Origin of the sequence: Pseudodesulfovibrio sp. lm2024, assembly GCF_051175575.1 — a bacterium.
Lineage (GTDB): Bacteria > Desulfobacterota > Desulfovibrionia > Desulfovibrionales > Desulfovibrionaceae > Pseudodesulfovibrio > Pseudodesulfovibrio caledoniensis.
Genome location: NZ_CP195092.1, coordinates 3,382,313 through 3,397,873, shown reverse-complemented (window position 1 = coordinate 3,397,873; position 15,561 = coordinate 3,382,313). Strand labels below are relative to the sequence as shown.

12 protein-coding genes are annotated in these 15,561 nt (G+C 65.5%); 4 read left to right on the top strand and 8 right to left on the bottom strand.

Annotated features, from left to right (window positions below):
• The 6 genes from ACR42D_RS15835 to ACR42D_RS15810 all read right to left on the bottom strand — a co-directional run bounded on the left by ACR42D_RS15835 (nt 1) and on the right by ACR42D_RS15810 (nt 7,183).
• Entirely contained in the window at nt 1–1,155 is a 1,155-nt protein-coding gene (locus ACR42D_RS15835) for a rhodanese-like domain-containing protein (protein WP_484567759.1), read from the bottom strand.
• The gene (locus tag ACR42D_RS15830; RefSeq protein WP_484567758.1) at nt 1,152–1,676 is read right to left on the bottom strand and encodes a YqiA/YcfP family alpha/beta fold hydrolase; all 525 of its coding nucleotides are present in this window, start codon (nt 1,674–1,676) and stop codon (nt 1,152–1,154) included. Before ACR42D_RS15830 ends, ACR42D_RS15835 begins: the two co-directional genes overlap by 4 nt.
• On the bottom strand, nt 1,669–3,690 hold the full coding sequence (locus tag ACR42D_RS15825; RefSeq protein ID WP_484567757.1) for an ATP-binding protein: 2,022 nt from the start codon (nt 3,688–3,690) through the stop codon (nt 1,669–1,671). The genes ACR42D_RS15830 and ACR42D_RS15825 overlap by 8 nt, the downstream gene beginning before the upstream one ends.
• A 154-nt stretch (nt 3,691–3,844) precedes the next feature.
• A complete protein-coding gene (locus ACR42D_RS15820) occupies nt 3,845–4,093 on the bottom strand; it encodes a phage regulatory CII family protein (protein WP_071544753.1) in 249 nt (82 codons plus the stop codon).
• A gap of 522 nt (nt 4,094–4,615) precedes the next feature.
• A complete protein-coding gene (locus tag ACR42D_RS15815; RefSeq protein ID WP_484567756.1) occupies nt 4,616–5,239 on the bottom strand; it encodes a TetR/AcrR family transcriptional regulator in 624 nt (207 codons plus the stop codon).
• A gap of 171 nt (nt 5,240–5,410) precedes the next feature.
• Nucleotides 5,411–7,183 (bottom strand): glutamine--tRNA ligase/YqeY domain fusion protein, encoded by a 1,773-nt coding sequence (locus tag ACR42D_RS15810; RefSeq protein WP_484567755.1) that lies wholly within the window; start codon nt 7,181–7,183, stop codon nt 5,411–5,413.
• A gap of 179 nt (nt 7,184–7,362) precedes the next feature.
• Between ACR42D_RS15810 and ACR42D_RS15805 the strand changes: the two genes are divergently transcribed.
• The 4 genes from ACR42D_RS15805 (at nt 7,363) to ACR42D_RS15790 (ending at nt 13,644) form a co-directional block, all read left to right on the top strand.
• Nucleotides 7,363–8,181, top strand: a complete 819-nt coding sequence (locus tag ACR42D_RS15805; RefSeq protein WP_484567754.1) for a nitroreductase family protein — start codon at nt 7,363–7,365, stop codon at nt 8,179–8,181.
• A gap of 50 nt (nt 8,182–8,231) precedes the next feature.
• Nucleotides 8,232–9,020: a substrate-binding periplasmic protein gene (locus ACR42D_RS15800; RefSeq protein WP_484567753.1), complete on the top strand. Its 789-nt coding sequence runs from the start codon at nt 8,232–8,234 to the stop codon at nt 9,018–9,020.
• Between the two features lie 45 nt (nt 9,021–9,065).
• A complete protein-coding gene (locus tag ACR42D_RS15795) occupies nt 9,066–11,480 on the top strand; it encodes an acetate--CoA ligase family protein (protein WP_484567752.1) in 2,415 nt (804 codons plus the stop codon).
• A 121-nt stretch (nt 11,481–11,601) separates the two neighbouring features.
• Nucleotides 11,602–13,644: a methyl-accepting chemotaxis protein gene (locus ACR42D_RS15790; protein ID WP_484567751.1), complete on the top strand. Its 2,043-nt coding sequence runs from the start codon at nt 11,602–11,604 to the stop codon at nt 13,642–13,644.
• Between the two features lie 79 nt (nt 13,645–13,723).
• Here ACR42D_RS15790 and ACR42D_RS15785 read toward each other — a convergent pair whose 3' ends face one another.
• Together ACR42D_RS15785 and ACR42D_RS15780 are read right to left on the bottom strand one after the other, a co-directional pair.
• Entirely contained in the window at nt 13,724–15,037 is a 1,314-nt protein-coding gene (locus tag ACR42D_RS15785) for a TRAP transporter large permease (protein WP_484567750.1), read from the bottom strand.
• A gap of 2 nt (nt 15,038–15,039) precedes the next feature.
• Nucleotides 15,040–15,525: a TRAP transporter small permease gene (locus ACR42D_RS15780; RefSeq protein ID WP_484567749.1), complete on the bottom strand. Its 486-nt coding sequence runs from the start codon at nt 15,523–15,525 to the stop codon at nt 15,040–15,042.
• Nucleotides 15,526–15,561: the final 36 nt, after the last annotated feature.

Genomic DNA, 15,561 nt, shown 5'->3' with positions numbered 1-15,561 from the left:
CTATTTGCCCTTGGCGGTGTTGAATTCGCGGACCTTGTCCTTCCACAGGCCGGTGTCGGTCCGGCCCTTCCAGGCCAGCCTCGGGTCCACCCGGACGATGAGCATGCCCTGCATGAGCGAATGGTCGGCGTAGCCCAGGGAGGACAGCTTCCTGACGGAGTTGAGCAACATGGGGGCGGCCAGGCCGGTGTCCCCGCGGAGCCGGTCCATGTCGATGACCACGTAGTTGTTGAACTTGATGTTGGCCAGCAGGTAGCTGACCGCCCGCCGGTCGGCGTTGTCCAGCCGCTGGTCGGCGGTCAGCGACAGGAGCATGGCCTGGTCGCTGGCCACGGTCCGGTCGGCCTCGATCACCGGGCGGACCAGGGCGGGGTCGTCGGCGATGGCGCGCACGCCGCCGTCCAGGAATCCGTAGTCGAAGTAGTCGTAGGCCTTGAGGAAATATTGCAGCCAGCCGACTTGCTTGCCCACCGCGTCGAAGAAGAGCAGCCGCTTTTCGGTCCAGATGCGCGAGGTGACCAGGTCGAGCAGCGGGTCCAGGGGTATGGCCCGGATGGAGGACAGGCGGGGGACCACGTCCCGTTGGAACGGGTCGCGGATGTCGATGACCAGGGTGTTCGGGTCCTTGGCCTGGCGCTCGAATTCTTCGAAGGAGAGCAGCCGTCGGTCCAGGGCCTTGGCGGACAGGACCCGTTCCCGGCGGGCCGGGGTCTCGCCCATGAGCGTGGCCCGGTCCGGGGCGGCGATGATCCAGTCGAAGATGCCGCCGTCATAGGCGAAGACCCGGCTGAAGCCCAGGGACAGGGCGAGCTGGACCGCCTGGTAGCTCTTGGCGCAGGAGTGGCCGTTGCAGTAGAAGACCAGGGGTTCGGGCGCGGGCTTGGCCCGCAGCTCCTCGAGCCGTTGGGCGAAATCCTCCTGGCCCAGGGGCAGGAGCACGGCCTTGTTGATGCGGGCCACCTCGTATTCCAGGCGGGAGCGGATGTCCACCACCACGGCGGTGTCGTACTCGGCCCGGAGCTGGTCGGTGGTGATGTACGGCACCTCGGGATAGTAGGGCCGCAGGGGAAAGTCCTCGGCCCGGGCCTGGAGCGCCGGGAGCGCGAAGGTCGCGCACAGGACGGCAAGGCACAGGGAGGACAGGGCGCGGATCATGCGATTTCCCCGAGATCGGCCAGGGCCCGGGCCAGGAACCGGGCGAACAGGATGCACAGTGTCTCGGTGGATTCCTCCAGCCGGTGGCCGTCGGCCAGCACGTGCAGGGTGGCCTTGTGGGTCTTGGCGAAGCGGATGGCGCTGTCCACCGGGACCACGTCGTCGTTCCAGCCGTGGACCACGGTGACGCGGCCCGGCAGGTTGGGGAAGACGTGCACCGCGTAGCCAGGTAAATAGAAGGCCGGGGCCAGGAGGAAGACGGCCGGGACGCGGGCGCGCATGGCCGCGGCCGCGGCCACGTAGCCGCCCATGCTCGACCCGGCCAGGATGGCGGGCCGGTCGTCCTCGGCCAGGATGGACAGGAGGCGCTCCACCCGCTCGTCGGGATTTTCGAGATCGCTGAAATCCGGGCCCTCCATGGTCAGGCCGAACTCCCCGGCCGCGTCGGCCAGGGCCATACTCTTGGTCCCCCAGGGTTGGCTCAGGGAGCCGTGACACCACAACAGTCGGCAATCAGGCATCGTCCGTTTCCTCGGGCCCGGCCGGACGTTTGGGAGCCAGCTTGCGCAGGGTCTCGAACAGGGTGCTCTTCTTGACCGGCTTGGGCAGATGTGAGTCCGCGCCCGCCTGGATGCAGCGCCGCGCGTCCTCGTTCATGGCATAGGCGGTCATGGCCACCACCGGGACCGGGTCGAGACCCTGCTCCCGTTCCCATGCGCGGATGGCGCGGGTGGCCTCGAAGCCGTCCATGCCCGGCATCTGGATGTCCATGAGGACCAGGTCCCAGCCCCCTTGCTTGAACAGCTCCAGGCCGCTTGCGCCGTCCTCGGCCACGGTCATGGAGCAGGGGGTGGATTCGAGATAGGTCTGGGCCACGAAGGCGTTGTACCGGGAGTCCTCGAACATGAGGATGTTCAGGGGCGGCAGGGGCGGCTCCTCGGCGGGTTTGGCCGGGGGGGCGGGCTGGACGGCCTCGGACCCGCCGGCCGCGCCGAACCGGGCCGTGAAGTGGAAGATGCTGCCCTTGCCCGGCATGGATTCGGCCCAGATGCGGCCGCCCATCATGTGGACCAGCTCCTTGCTGATGGCCAGCCCCAGGCCGGTGCCGCCGAACTGGCGGGTGGTGGAGCTGTCCGCCTGGGTGAAGGCGTCGAAGATGGCCCCGAGCTTGTCGCCGGACACGCCCACCCCGGTGTCCGCGATGGAGAAGTGCAGCAGGGCAGTCTCGCCGTCGGTGGAGGCCAGCTCCACCTTCAGGGCCACCGAGCCCGAGTCCGTGAACTTGATCGCGTTGCCCATCAGGTTGAAGAGTATCTGGCGCAGCCGGGTGGGATCGCCGTTGAGCCGGGCCGGGACCGAAGGGCCGCTCTTGCAGCTCAGGGCCAACCCCTTCTTGGCGGCCTTGGACTGGATCACGTCACAGGAGCGATCGAGTATGTCGTCCAGCTGGAACCAGGTCTTTTCCAGGGTCAGGTGCCCGGCCTCGATCTTGGACAGGTCCAGGATGTCGTCGAGGATTTCGAGCAGGTTCTCGCCCGCGGTGCGGAAGACGTCCACGTAGCGCGCCTGGTCGTCGGACAGCTCGGTCTCCCAGAGGATGTCGGCCATGCCCAGGATGGCGTTCATGGGCGTGCGGATCTCGTGGCTCATGGAGGCCAGAAAGCTGCTTTTGGCCGCGTTGGCCATCTCAGCGGCCCGCTTTGCCCGGCGCACCTGGTCCAATGCGCCGTTCAGAGATTCGTTCTTGCGCTTGAGCTCCTCGGTGCGCTCCTTGACCTTGGTCTCGAGCTGATTCTGGTGGTTCTGCAGTTTTGCGTTGGCCTCCTGCAGGTCGTTGATCAGGTGGCGCACGGACTGGCGCATGTCGTCGATGGCCCGGGCCAGGCTGCCCAGCTCGTTGGAGGCCGAGGTGTCCACGGGCGCGTCCAGGTCGCCGTCGGCGATGGTCGTGGCCGCCTCCTCAAGGTCCATGAGCGGGGTCAGGAAGTGCCTGCGCATGTAGCGGACCGCGGCCAGGGTCAGGGTCAGGATCAGGAGCAGCCCCATGGCGAAGGTCAACCCCACGTACATGGCCATCTCCTGGACATACCCCTCGGTGGACACGGCCAGGTTGAAGGAGCCTATCCAGTCGCCGTACTTGCGGATTTCCACCGACTTGGTGATGAACCGCCGGTCCTTGGTGAAATAGTCGAAGTCGTGCCCGGTGAAGCGGGGGCGGCTCTTGGCGGCCATGACCTCGCGGCCGGTGACCACCTGGGCGAAGGCCACGGTGTCGTCCTGGAGCACGGCGTCGATGAAGTCTCGGGCCGAGGCGTAGTCCACCTGCCAGACCGCGCTGGCCAGGCTGGTCCGGGCCAGATGGGCGATGCTGTCCGTGCGCTCGGACAGCCGGACGTGCAGCCGGTAGGCGTTAAATAGGATCAGCGCGCAGGAGAAGACGAGGACGATGGCCGAGATGAAGGCCAGCTGCGCGAATTTGGCCCGACGGCCGAGAGAGTCGGCTCTGGGAAGCCTGGCTCCGGGATGTATGCTCATGTGTCGCTCGTCATCCTCCGGTTGAGAGATACCTTTGTATTTCTAAGCCGAACGGGCGACATTGGCAAGGCGTCAGGCATGTTTCCGCAGTGCCTGCGAAGGGCAAAAAAAAGGCCGGGCGCAAGGCCCGGCCGAAAATCGGTCCCGGAATCGGCTAGGCGTTGCCGGTCTCCAGGCTGAAGCCCATCTCGGACGCCATGAACTGGAGCGGACGGATGTCGTGGGTCACCTTCATGATTTCGAGCAGGGTTTCCGCTCCCAGCTTGGCGCTGGCGTCAAAGGGATTGATCTCCCGCATCAGGGTCGAATACGGCTTGTTGATCTTCTGTGCGACGACCTTGGCCTGAATACCACTGTCGAGAATGCAGTCCTGAACCACCTTGGTCACGTTCTTTTCAAACATCGTGCCCTCCCGCAGAGTTTGTTGATTGCTGGTGAAACGTTATGAGCTATATAGCAACCGGCGTGCCAAAATTGTTTTATATCTATTATAATATGCTATTTCTATGGGTTATAAAAAGTCTAAAGAAATGAACCTGGAAAGGGTGGTGTCGCATTGATGTTGCATGTGTCGCACTATGCGACATGTTGCGACATATATGTTGCATATGCGACAGAGAAGCAGCACAAAAAAAGGGAGCCGCTTGCGCGGCTCCCAGATACCCGGCAGTGCCGGGGTGTCCGAAACGTATCTGTCAGGCTGTCAGGTGTGGGTTGCGGTCCATTTCTGTGCGCCTTTAGGAGGTGTTTGATGCGTTCGGGACTAAGGGTGCTGTGTCTTTGCCCAGTCTTCCGACCAGGACTTGAAGGAATCAATGTAGTTCAGCCAGGCACGGCTGCCCAGGATGATTTCCACTATTCTGGAGGCGGTAAGATTCTTGAACATGTTCTTTACCTCTCTCGTTGAAAGTCGCTTTTGATCCGTTTATTGCGCCAGCGGCAGGCTGGTCGATGTCCGGGGGCCTTCCGTCTGCTCGGCGTCTATGGTGATGCTGCGTTCCACGTGGTTGATGGTCTCGGCAAACAGCCCGGTCGACTCGTAGGGGGACAGGAGGCTGGTACGGACGGAGCCGACGATGTTGCCGTAGATGATCAGCGCGGTTTGTTCCAGGGGCAGGGAGCGGATGGTTCCGTCTCCGATGCCCAGGGCGACGCAGCGTTTCAATTCGTCAATGAAGATGCTGAACTTCTCCATCACCTTGGCGCCGTCGACACCGGGCTCCATGTGGCTGAAGGGAGAACAGCGCAGCAGGACGGGGAAGCCGACCCGGTGCTCTTCGGTAAAGGCGAAATACGCGGTCATGTAGGCCCGGATGGCCTCCATGCCGTTCTTGGCCTTGGCGGTCGCCTCGCTCAGGCGGAGGATCAGCCGGTCGGCCATGTCGAACCCGGCGGCCAGGAAGAGCTCCTGCTTGCTGCCGAAGTAGTGGGAAACCAGGCCGAAGGAAACGTCCGCGCGTCCGGCCACGTCCTTGACGGTGGCTGCGTGGAAACCCAGTTGCCCGAAGGCCTCCTGGGCTGCTTTGAGTATCGCTTCCTTCTTGGTCATTTCGTTGGTTTCCTCGTATCGATTGATTGTGCAATCAGTCGTTGATTCGGGTATAGATTGATCGGGCAATCAGTGTCAAGCGGGAAATGGTTATTTTTTCGCACGACCACGCCGGTGCAATAGAAAAGGCCGCGCAAGGCGGCCTTTTCATTGGTGATTTGCAGTCTGAAACTAGCTGGATTTTTTCTGGATCTTGGCCCAGGTGTCGCGCAGGGTGGTGGTCCGGTTGAAGACCAGGGCCTGGCCGGGCTTGTGGTCGCGCAGGTCCGCGCAGTAGTAGCCGGTGCGCTCGAACTGGAAGTTGGTCCCGGCGGCCATGTCGGCCATGGCCGGTTCCACCTTGCAGCCGGTCAGGGACGTCAGGGAGTCGGGGTCCACGTAGTCGGTGAAGGTCTTGCCCTCTTCCACGGCGTTGGGGTTCTCCCTGGTGAACAGCGGGCCGTAGTTGCGCACCTCGGCGTCCAGGCTGTGCTTGGCCGAGACCCAGTGCAGGGTGCCCTTGACCTTGCGGCCGCCTTCCAGCCAGCCGCCCTTGGACTCGGGGTCGTAGGTGGCCCGGATCTCGGTGACCTTGCCGTCCGCGTCCTTTTCAAAGCCGGTGCACTTGACGTAGTACGCCCCGCGCAGCCGGACCTCGCGGTCCGGGCCCAGGCGGAAGAACTTCTTGGGCGGCTCCTCCATGAAGTCGTCGCGCTCGATCCAGAGCTCGCGGGTGAACGGCACCTTGCGCGCGCCGTAGGACTCGTCCTCGGGGTTCAGGGCGATCTCGAAGACGTCCTCCTGATCCTCGGGGTAGTTCTCGATGACCAGCTTGACCGGGTCCATGATGCCCATGTACCGCGCGGCGCGCTTGTTCAGGTCCTCGCGCAGGCAGGCCTCGAGCAAGGCGTATTCGACCATGGAGTCGGCCTTGGCCACGCCGATGCGCTCGCAGAAGTCGCGGATGGATTCGGGCGTGAAGCCGCGCCGCCGGAAACCGGAGATGGTCGGCATGCGCGGGTCGTCCCAGCCGGTGACGAACTTCTCCTGGACCAGCTGGATGAGCTTGCGCTTGGAGAGCACGGTGCCGGTGATGTTCAGCCGGGCGAACTCGTACTGCCGGGGGCGGTCGGTGAAGCCGGGGAGCGCGGCCAGTTCATTATATATGGCGGCGTGCTCGCCGAACAGCTCGGGCTGTTTCAGCCCTTCCATGAGGGTGTCCACGCACCAGTCGTACAGGGGGCGGTTGTTCTCGAACTCCAGGGTGCAGATGGAGTGGGTGATGCCCTCGATGGCGTCGGACAGCCCGTGGGTGAAGTCGTACATGGGGTAAATGCACCACGCGTCGCCGGTCCGGTGGTGGTCGGCGTGCTTGATGCGGTACAGGGCCGGGTCGCGGAGCATGACGTTGGGGGCGCTCATGTCGATCTTGGCGCGCAGGATGCACTCGCCGTCCTTGAGCTTGCCCGCGCGCATGGACCGGAACAGGGCCAAGTTCTCCTCCACGGTGCGGCCGCGATAGGGCGACTCCTTGCCCGGCTCCTTGAGGGTCCCCCGGTTCTCGCGGATCTCGTCGGCGGACTGGTGGTCCACGTAGGCCTTGCCCATCTTGATGAACAGCTCGGCGATGAAATAGAGCTTCTCGAAGTAGTCCGAGGCGTAGAAGTTGTTGTCCCAGTCAAAGCCCAGCCAATGGACGTCCTCGCGGATGGAGTCCACGTATTCCACGTCCTCCTTGACCGGGTTGGTGTCGTCGAAGCGCAGGTTGCACTTGCCCTGATAGTCGCGGGCAAGGCCGAAGTTCAGGCAGATGGACTTGGCGTGGCCGATGTGCAGGTAGCCGTTGGGCTCGGGCGGGAACCGGGTGTGCACGCGGCCGTGGTACTTGCCGCTTTCCATGTCCCTGTCGATGATCTGGCGGATGAAGTCCTTGCCCTTTTCCGGGGCCTCGGGATTGCTGCTCATGAAAAAACCTCGTGGTATGAATGGACCGTTTGTCGGCCGAATCGTCGTAAAGAGGGCAAGATTCCCCATCCTGCCCGTGGCACAGGAAATACGGTAAAACCGTTTGCCGGTCAACGCAATGCTTGCCGGGAAGGCCGCGACAGGCCACACTGCGCGGACCACCCCGCAAAGGAGAGAATATGCCGTTGTTCACCATCGACGAGACCCGCTGCAAGCGGGACGGACTGTGCGCCGCCGACTGCCCGGCCGGGTGCATCGTTTTCGAGAAGGGCGGGCTGCCCGAACCCCACGAGAAAAAACAGGCCTACTGCCTGGACTGCGGCCACTGCATGGCCGTCTGCCCGGCCGACGCCATCCGGCTCACGCGCTTTGCGGACGGCGGCGAGCCCGTGGACCGCTCGCTGAACATTTCCTATGACCAGGCCGAACAGTTCCTCAAGGCGCGGCGGTCCGTGCGCGCCTTCCGCGACGAGCCTGTGGACCGCGATCTGCTCGGCCGGGTTCTGGCCGTGACCGAATACTGTCCGTCGGGCCACAACGCCCGGCCCACCCGATGGATCGTGGCCGAGGGGCGCGACCGGGTGGCCGAGGTGGCCGGAGCCGTGGCCGGATGGATGCGCGCCGAGTCCGAGGCCGAGTCCGGCTTGGCCGCCGCCCTGCATCTGCCCGGCATCGTCCGTGCCTGGGACAACGGCACGGACATCATCTGCCGCAACGCCCCGGCCCTGGCCGTGGCCGTGGGGCCCGGGCAGGGCATCACCCCGCGCGAGGACGGGGTCATCGCCACCGCCTACCTGGAACTGGCCTTGACGGCCGCCGGGCTGGGCGCGTGCTGGTGCGGCTACCTGGTGGCCGCCGCCGCGCACGACGCCGGAGTGCGCGGGTTCCTCGGCCTGAAGGACGGCGAATCGGTCTACGGGGCGCTCATGCTCGGCCGACCGGCGCGGCGGTACGCGGCCATCCCCCCGCGCCCGGCCCCGACGGTGGACTGGCTGTGACCGATGGCCCCCGGCTGGACTCCACTGTGGAGTCAATGTAAGGTCCCGGCATGATATGGAGTCTGCGCCCCTTGCTCATCGCGGCCGCATTGGTCGCGGTCCTGTCGACCCCGGCCTCGGCCCGGGCGCGCGAGGTCCGGGTCGGCGTGGGCTTCGCCATCGCGCCCTACGCCCTCAGGGAGCAGGACGCCGGGCTCGAAGTGGACGTCATCCGCGCCGCCTTCCGGGCGGCCGGGCTGGAGGCCCGGTTCGTCTTTCTGCCCAACCTGCGCCTGCCCATGGCCCTGGCCCAGGGGGACGTGGACTGCCTGGCCAGCAGCGTGGGCTACGACATGGCCGAGCGCACCGGGCGACCGGTCTTTTATTCCGCGCCCACCCTGACCTTTCGGAACTACGCCGTGACCCTGGCCGTCCGCGAGCTGCGCATCCGTTCCGTCGCCGATCTTTCGGGGTACATGGTCCTGGGCTTCCAGGACGCGGCCAGCTATCTCGGGCCTGAGTTCAAGGCCATGACCCGGGACAACGACCTGTACAGCGAGCTCGGCGACCAGTCCCTGCAGGTGCGCATGCTCTTTTCCGGGCGGGTGGACGTGGTCATCTCCGAGCGGCGCGTCTTTCTCTACTGGCGCAACCGGCTCAAGGGTTCCCCGGCGGGCCGGGCCGTGGACCTGGATCAGGCCGTGACCTTCCACCCGATTTTTCCGGCCCAGGACCGGCAGGTGGTCTTTGTCGACAAGCCTTTGTGCGGCGAGTTCGACACGGGCATGGCGGCCATCCGGGAGAGCGGCAGCTTCCAGCGGATCGTCCGGGCCTATGGCCGGGCGGAGTTCGTCAAATAACCAGCAGCCGGGCTTTTTGAGCCCGATGAATATACGGAGAGCGGCATGGCGAATGCCCATTATGCCTTTGGTTCGGTTCAGGTGGAGATCAATTTCGAGGCCATCGACGCCCTGTTCGGGCAGGCCCGCGACCAGGGGCGCGATTCCCTGTTCGAGTACGAGGTCTACGACCTGCTCAAGGCCTCGGGCGCGGAGACCCCGCCCCGGTGCGTGCTCCTGCCGCGCTCGGGTCGGTTTACGGATGAGCAGCTTTCGGTCCTGCCCGGGGACAAGGTCGTCCTCAAGATCGTCTCGCCGTCCATCGTGCACAAGACCGAGGCGGGCGGGGTGCGCGTGGTCGAGAACCGGCCGGACGCCATCCGCTCGGCCGTGCGGCGCATGCTCTACGAGGTCCCGGAGAACTTCGCCGCCGCCCTGGAGCGCGCGCCCGGCTCGGCGCCCGGCCCGTACCGCGGGCTGACCGGCGAGCCCCTGGTCACGGCCGCGGCCCGCGACCTCCGCGGAGTGCTCATGGTCCAGTTCATGGAGCCGGACTCCACGGCGTTCGGCAACGAGCTTTTGGTCGGTATTCGCAAGACCCGCGAGTTCGGCATGGTCCTCACCGCCGGGCTGGGCGGCACCGACACCGAACTCTACGCCCGGCGCTTCCGCAAGGGCCAGGCCATGACCATCGCCTCCACGGCCCTGACCGACGGGGGGCGCTTCTTCGAGCTCTTCCGCAAGACCATCTCCTACCGCAAGCTGGCCGGGCTGACCCGGGGGCAGCGGCGCATCGTCACCGACGAGCAGCTCATCGAGTGCTTCTCCTCGTTCATCAACATGGCCAACCACTACTCCCCGGACAACCCGGACGCGCCGTTTCACATCGAGGAGTTGGAGATCAACCCGTTCGCCTACGCCGACTACCTGATGGTCCCTCTGGACGGGTTGTGCCGGTTCTCGAGCCCGACGTCGGTCCGCGCGCCCCGGCCGGTGGAGCGCATCGCCAAGCTGCTCAAGCCCTCCTCCATAGGCATCGTCGGGGTCTCGGCCTCGCGCATGAATTTCGGGCGGATCATCCTCAAGAACGTGCTTGAGGCGGGCTTCCCGGCCGAGGACGTGCGTCTGCTCAAGCCGGGCGAGACCGAGATAGACGGGGTGGCCTGCGTGCCGGACCTGAAGTCCCTGGACAGGCGGCTCGACTTGTTCGTGGTCGCCGTGGGCGCGGACCAGGTCCCGGCCCTGGTGGACGATCTGGTGGCCCTGGACTGCGCCGAGTCGGTCATGCTCATTCCGGGCGGCATGGGCGAGACCGAGGAGAGCCGTGAACGCGCGGCAGGCGTCATCGCCCGCATCAACGAGGCCCATGAGCAGGGCGCGGGCCCGGTTTTTCTGGGCGGCAATTGCATGGGCGTGGTCTCCCGCCCCGGCCGGTACGACACTTGGTTCATCCCCGAGGAGAAACTGCCTCCCCTGGCCCCCGGCGATCACCATCGGGCGGCCTTCATCTCCCAGTCGGGCGCGTTCATGCTGACCCGGCTCTCCCAATGCCCCTTCCTGAACCCGGCCTACATGGTCTCCATGGGCAACCAGACCGACCTGACGCTGGGCGACATGGTCTCTCATTTCGCCGAGGCCGACGATGTGGATGTCATCGCCGTGTACGCGGAAGGGTTCAACGACATGGACGGGCTGAATTTCTGCCGGGCCGTGCGCCGGGCGGTGCGCGCGGGCAAGGACGTGATCTTCTACAAGGCGGGGAGGACCCCGGAGGGCAAGTCCGCCACCAGCGGCCACACCGCCTCCCTGGCCGGGGACTACGCGGTCTGCGAGTCCTGCGTGCGCCAGGCGGGAGCCATCGTGGCCCACTCCTTCACCCAGTTCGAGAACCTGTTCATGCTGGCCGAGCGCTTGAGCGGCAAGACCATCGGCGGCAACCGGCTGGCCGCCATGTCGGGCGCGGGATTCGAGGCCGTGGGCATGGCCGATTCCATCCAGACCGACGACTACTCCATGGTCCTGGCCCCGCTGTCGGACAGGACCCGCGAGGCCCTGCATGGCCTGGTGGAAGACAACCGCCTGTCCGGGCTGGTCACGGTGACCAATCCCCTGGACGTCACGCCGGGGGCCGACGACCATGTCCATGCCGAGGCCATCCGGCTCCTGGCCGCTGACCCCGGCGTGGACGCGGTGGTGGCCGGGCTCGTGCCCATGTCCCCGGTCATGCGCACCCTGGCCGATCCGGACACGCCCATGACCATGGATGACGAGCGCTCCATCGCCGCGCTCCTGGCCGAGTCGCTGCCCACCCTGGATACCCCGGTCATCGGGGTGGTCGACGGCGGCCGCCAGTACGACCCCCTGGTGGACCGCCTCAATGAGGCCGGGCTGTGCACCTTCCGCACCTCGGACCAGGCCGTGGCCGCCCTGGCCCAGTACGTGGACGGGCGGCTCAACGCCGCGCGCATCCGGGCCCGCTGAGCCCGCGACGGACTGCACTCTCCGTTTTTATAATACAAACGACCGCCAAATTCTCCTAATCATCTATAGATGGGAGGAGTCTTCCTCCCTGTGGATGGAACAGACGCTTTTGGAGGATCGAATGAGGTTGTCGGATGTCCCCGTCGGGACGAAAATCATCGGCGGATTCTTGATTATCGTGGTGCTTTTTCTGGCCACCGGAGTCTACGTCAAAGTGGCTCAGGACGACATGGTCGCCTCGAGCCACATCGTGGATGCCGCCCTGGAGATGAAGTACGCCGTGCGCTCGGACATGCAGATGGTCATGGAGTTTCTGGACGCCTCGGACGGGAAGGCGCTGGACGAAAGCTGGGCCGAGCATGGAAAGGTCGCAGGCGATTTCGATTATTTCGCCGGCGGCGTCCTGCAGGGCGTGTCCGATGAACGGGCCAAGATCCGGGCCGCGCGAAATCCCGTTATCCGCGACCTGACCACCCGGGTCCGGACCCGGCACAAGGACGAATTCACCCCCGTCGTCCGCAGCGTTTACGAACTCAAGAAAGCCACATTCGCGGCCATGGAGCGCCGGGCGGCGGCCATGCAGACCCTGGAGGCGGCTCACGAATCGGTGGCCCTGGCCCTGGATGAATTCGAGAAGGGCGTGGACGAGCTCATCGACCGGCGGATAATCGCCGGGGCCGACGCCTTCGACATCCTTTCGCGGGAGATATCCTGGGCGGACATGGCCATGGAGATCAAGATCAACATCGGCCGGTCCCGCATCGTCATGGAGGAGTATGTCCAGCCGGGGACCGTGGAGCGCGAGGCGGTTTTGGCAAAGGAATACGAGGCCACCCTCAAGGCGTTCGACCGGCTGGTCGGCCTCCTGCTCGAGGGCGGCAGCCTGGACGGCCTGATAGTGGTCGCCGTGGACGAACCGGAACTGATCGAGCGGATCAGGAACCTGAACCGGGTCCACGAGGAGGGCTTTCGCGGCGCGGCCGGCCAGGTGATGGCCGCTCAGGCCGACTACGAGAAGCTGCTGCGCGAGATCGACCTCGCGGACACCCGGGTCGACGAGGTGGGCCGGGAGCTGATGGCCGCGTTGGAGACCATCGGGCACGACGCGGACAGGGACATGGGATCCGACTCCCTCCACTCCGAGCTGGCCGTCATCGGCGGCGTCGGCCTGTCCGCGATCCTGGCCCTGCTGATCGGCTGGCTTTTGGCGCGGATGATCACCAGGCCGGTTTCCCTGGCCCTTGATGTGGCCTCGGCCATGGCCGGAGGCGACCTGAGCCGGGACGTGCGGGCGTCGGGAAAGGACGAGATCGGGCGCATGCTCGGGGCCATGGGCGAGATGATCGTCCGGCTGCGGGATGTGGTTTTCGGGGTCAACGGGGCCGTGCAGAACGTGGCCTCGGGCAGCGAGGAGCTCTCGGCCACGGCCGAGACCCTGTCCCAGGGGGCTACCGAGCAGGCGGCCAGCGCCGAGGAACTGGCCTCGTCCATCTCCGAGATCACCCGTTCCATCGCTGGCAACGCGGGCCACAGCCGGGAGACCGCCGAGATCGCGGCCACGGCTGCCGGCAAGGCCGCCCGGAGCGGCGAGACCGTGGCCCAGGCCGTGGGGGCCATGAAGGAGATCGCCGAGCGGATTTCGATCATCGAGGATATCGCTCGGCAGACCAACCTGCTGGCCCTCAACGCGGCCATCGAGGCGGCCCGCGCCGGTGAGCACGGCAAGGGGTTCGCCGTGGTCGCCGCCGAGGTCCGCCAACTGGCCGAGCGTAGCGGAAAGGCGGCGGGCGAGATCAGCCAGCTCTCCGAATCCACGGTCATGGCCTCGGACGAGGCCGTGCACATGCTGGATGAACTGGTCCCGGATATCGAGAGGACCTCGGAATTGATGGACCAGATCCGTTCCGCCTGCGAGGAGCAGGACCTGGTCATCAAGCAGATCGGCACGGCCGTGAACCAGGTTTCGGACGCCACCCAGAGCAGCGCCTCGGCCGCCGAGCAGGTGTCCGCCACCTCCGAGGAACTGGCCGGACAGGGCGAGAGCCTGCAGGAGATGATGGCGTTCTTCGACTGCGGACAGGGGCGCGGCGACCGCGCAAGCGTCCGGCCCAAGGCGTTACCTGGGCCGGAAGGCGGCCAGGACGGCGGGCTCGAACGCTATTGATCCGAGCCGTGTTGTGCGCAAAAAAAAAGCCCCGGACTCGGTCCGGGGCTTTTTTACGCGCGTCGGCTCGTCCGGTCCGTCAGTACATCAGTCCGGGCAGGAACAGGATGATCTGCGGGAAGAGGAAGAGCAGGCCGATGCCGATGACGATGGAGAGCATGAACGGCAGGATGCCCTTGAACACGTCCTCGAGCGTCACGTCCGGGGCGATCTTCCGGCACATGCCGTAGACCACGTAGACGTTTATGCCCACCGGCGGGGTGATGACCCCCATCTCGGTGACCAGGACGATGATGATGCCGAACCAGATGGGGTCGAAGCCCATGCCCGTGACCACCGGGTAGAAGACCGGGATGGTCAGCATGATCAAGGCCAGCGAGTCCATGAAACAGCCGCCGATGAAGTAGATCAGGATGATCGTGCCCATGATGGCGAACGGCGGCATGTCGAAGGCGGACACCCAGTTGGCGATGTCGAACGGGATGCGGGTCACGGCCAGGAACTTGCCGAAGACCACCGCGCCCGCGATGAGCACCAGCACCATGCACGAGGTCCGCAGGGTCTCGTACAGCGAGTTGACGAAGGCTTGCCAGGTGAGCTGGCGCTTGATCAAGGCCAGGGCGAGCACGCCGATGACGCCGATGCTCGCGGCTTCGGTGGGTGTGAACCATCCCCAGAACAGGCCGCCGATGACCAGGGCGAAGATGAGCAGGGTGTCGATGAGGTTGGCCAGGGAGCGGAACTTCTCGGCCCAAGTGAAGGTGTCGCCCTTGGGGCCCAGCGCCGGATTGATTTTGCACTGGATGTAGATGCCGACGATGAACAGGAAGGTCAGCAGGAAGGCCGGGAGGATGCCGGACACGAAGAGCGCGCCGATGGACTGCTCGGTGAGCACGCCGTAGATGATCAGGACCACCGAGGGCGGCATGATCATGCCCAGCCCTCCGCCCGAGGCCACCGAGGCGGCGGCCAGGGAGTTGGCGTAGCCGTAGCGCTTCATCTCCGGGATGCCGACCGTGGACATGGTCGCGGCCGTGGCCGGGCTGGACCCGCAGACCGCGCCGAAGGCGGTGCAGGCCGAGACCGTGGCCATGGCCAGGCCGCCCCGGGTGTTGCCCAGGAAACGGTAGGCGGTCTGGTACAGCCGCCGGGAGATGCCGCAGTTGAAGGCGATCTGGCCCATGAGGATGAACAGCGGGATGGTCGACAGTTCGTAGGAGGCGAAGGCGTCGTAAACGTTGCGGCTCATCAGGTTGAGACCTCCCCGCCAGGAGGTCAGCAGCGAGAAGCCCACGAATCCCACGAGCATCATGACGAAGGCCACGGGCATCCTGGTCATGAACAGGATGACCATGATGCAGATGCCGATGATTCCGGCTGTGGTCGGATCCATGGCTAGGCCCCCCGTTTCCCGAAGAATTTGACGACGTCCGCGAGCAGGCAGAGGGCGTAGACGAAGAAGCCGAAGGACAGGACGTAGACCACGTAGTACTCGGGCAGCTCTAGGTTCATGGAGACTTCGCCCGATTCGGCCAGGGTCCCGGCGTAGAGGAACATGCGCCAGGTGATGACCGAGACCAGGGCCAATGTGGCCAGGTTGGTGGCCAGTTCCACACCCTCGCGGACCCGCCTGGGCAGGCGACGGACCAGGATTTCCACGCCGATGTGGCTCTTCTGGTAGTGGGCGTAGGGCAGGGCGAAGCCCACGGCGACCACGCCGAGGATGGCCACGATCTCCTCGCAGCCGAAGATGGGGGTGTTGAACGCCCCGCGCAGGAACACGTCCGCGCCGGTCATGGCCGCCATGCCCGCCAGGCAGACGGCCGCGACGATGCGCATGATCTTTTCAGTGATGTGGAGCGGCCGCTTGGCTTCTTCCATTTTCAATCCTTTGCACGATGAGCGGAGCGGGAATCG

Excerpts from the sequence above, each read along its gene's own strand:
- ACR42D_RS15835 (WP_484567759.1), bottom strand. The coding sequence starts at position 1,155 with ATGATCCGCGCCCTGTCCTCCCTGTGCCTTGCCGTCCTGTGCGCGACC.
- ACR42D_RS15830 (WP_484567758.1), bottom strand. The coding sequence starts at position 1,676 with ATGCCTGATTGCCGACTGTTGTGGTGTCACGGCTCCCTGAGCCAACCC.
- ACR42D_RS15825 (WP_484567757.1), bottom strand. The coding sequence starts at position 3,690 with ATGAGCATACATCCCGGAGCCAGGCTTCCCAGAGCCGACTCTCTCGGC.
- ACR42D_RS15820 (WP_071544753.1), bottom strand. The coding sequence starts at position 4,093 with ATGTTTGAAAAGAACGTGACCAAGGTGGTTCAGGACTGCATTCTCGAC.
- ACR42D_RS15815 (WP_484567756.1), bottom strand. The coding sequence starts at position 5,239 with ATGACCAAGAAGGAAGCGATACTCAAAGCAGCCCAGGAGGCCTTCGGG.
- ACR42D_RS15810 (WP_484567755.1), bottom strand. The coding sequence starts at position 7,183 with ATGAGCAGCAATCCCGAGGCCCCGGAAAAGGGCAAGGACTTCATCCGC.
- ACR42D_RS15805 (WP_484567754.1), top strand. The coding sequence starts at position 7,363 with ATGCCGTTGTTCACCATCGACGAGACCCGCTGCAAGCGGGACGGACTG.
- ACR42D_RS15800 (WP_484567753.1), top strand. The coding sequence starts at position 8,232 with ATGATATGGAGTCTGCGCCCCTTGCTCATCGCGGCCGCATTGGTCGCG.
- ACR42D_RS15795 (WP_484567752.1), top strand. The coding sequence starts at position 9,066 with ATGGCGAATGCCCATTATGCCTTTGGTTCGGTTCAGGTGGAGATCAAT.
- ACR42D_RS15790 (WP_484567751.1), top strand. The coding sequence starts at position 11,602 with ATGAGGTTGTCGGATGTCCCCGTCGGGACGAAAATCATCGGCGGATTC.
- ACR42D_RS15785 (WP_484567750.1), bottom strand. The coding sequence starts at position 15,037 with ATGGATCCGACCACAGCCGGAATCATCGGCATCTGCATCATGGTCATC.
- ACR42D_RS15780 (WP_484567749.1), bottom strand. The coding sequence starts at position 15,525 with ATGGAAGAAGCCAAGCGGCCGCTCCACATCACTGAAAAGATCATGCGC.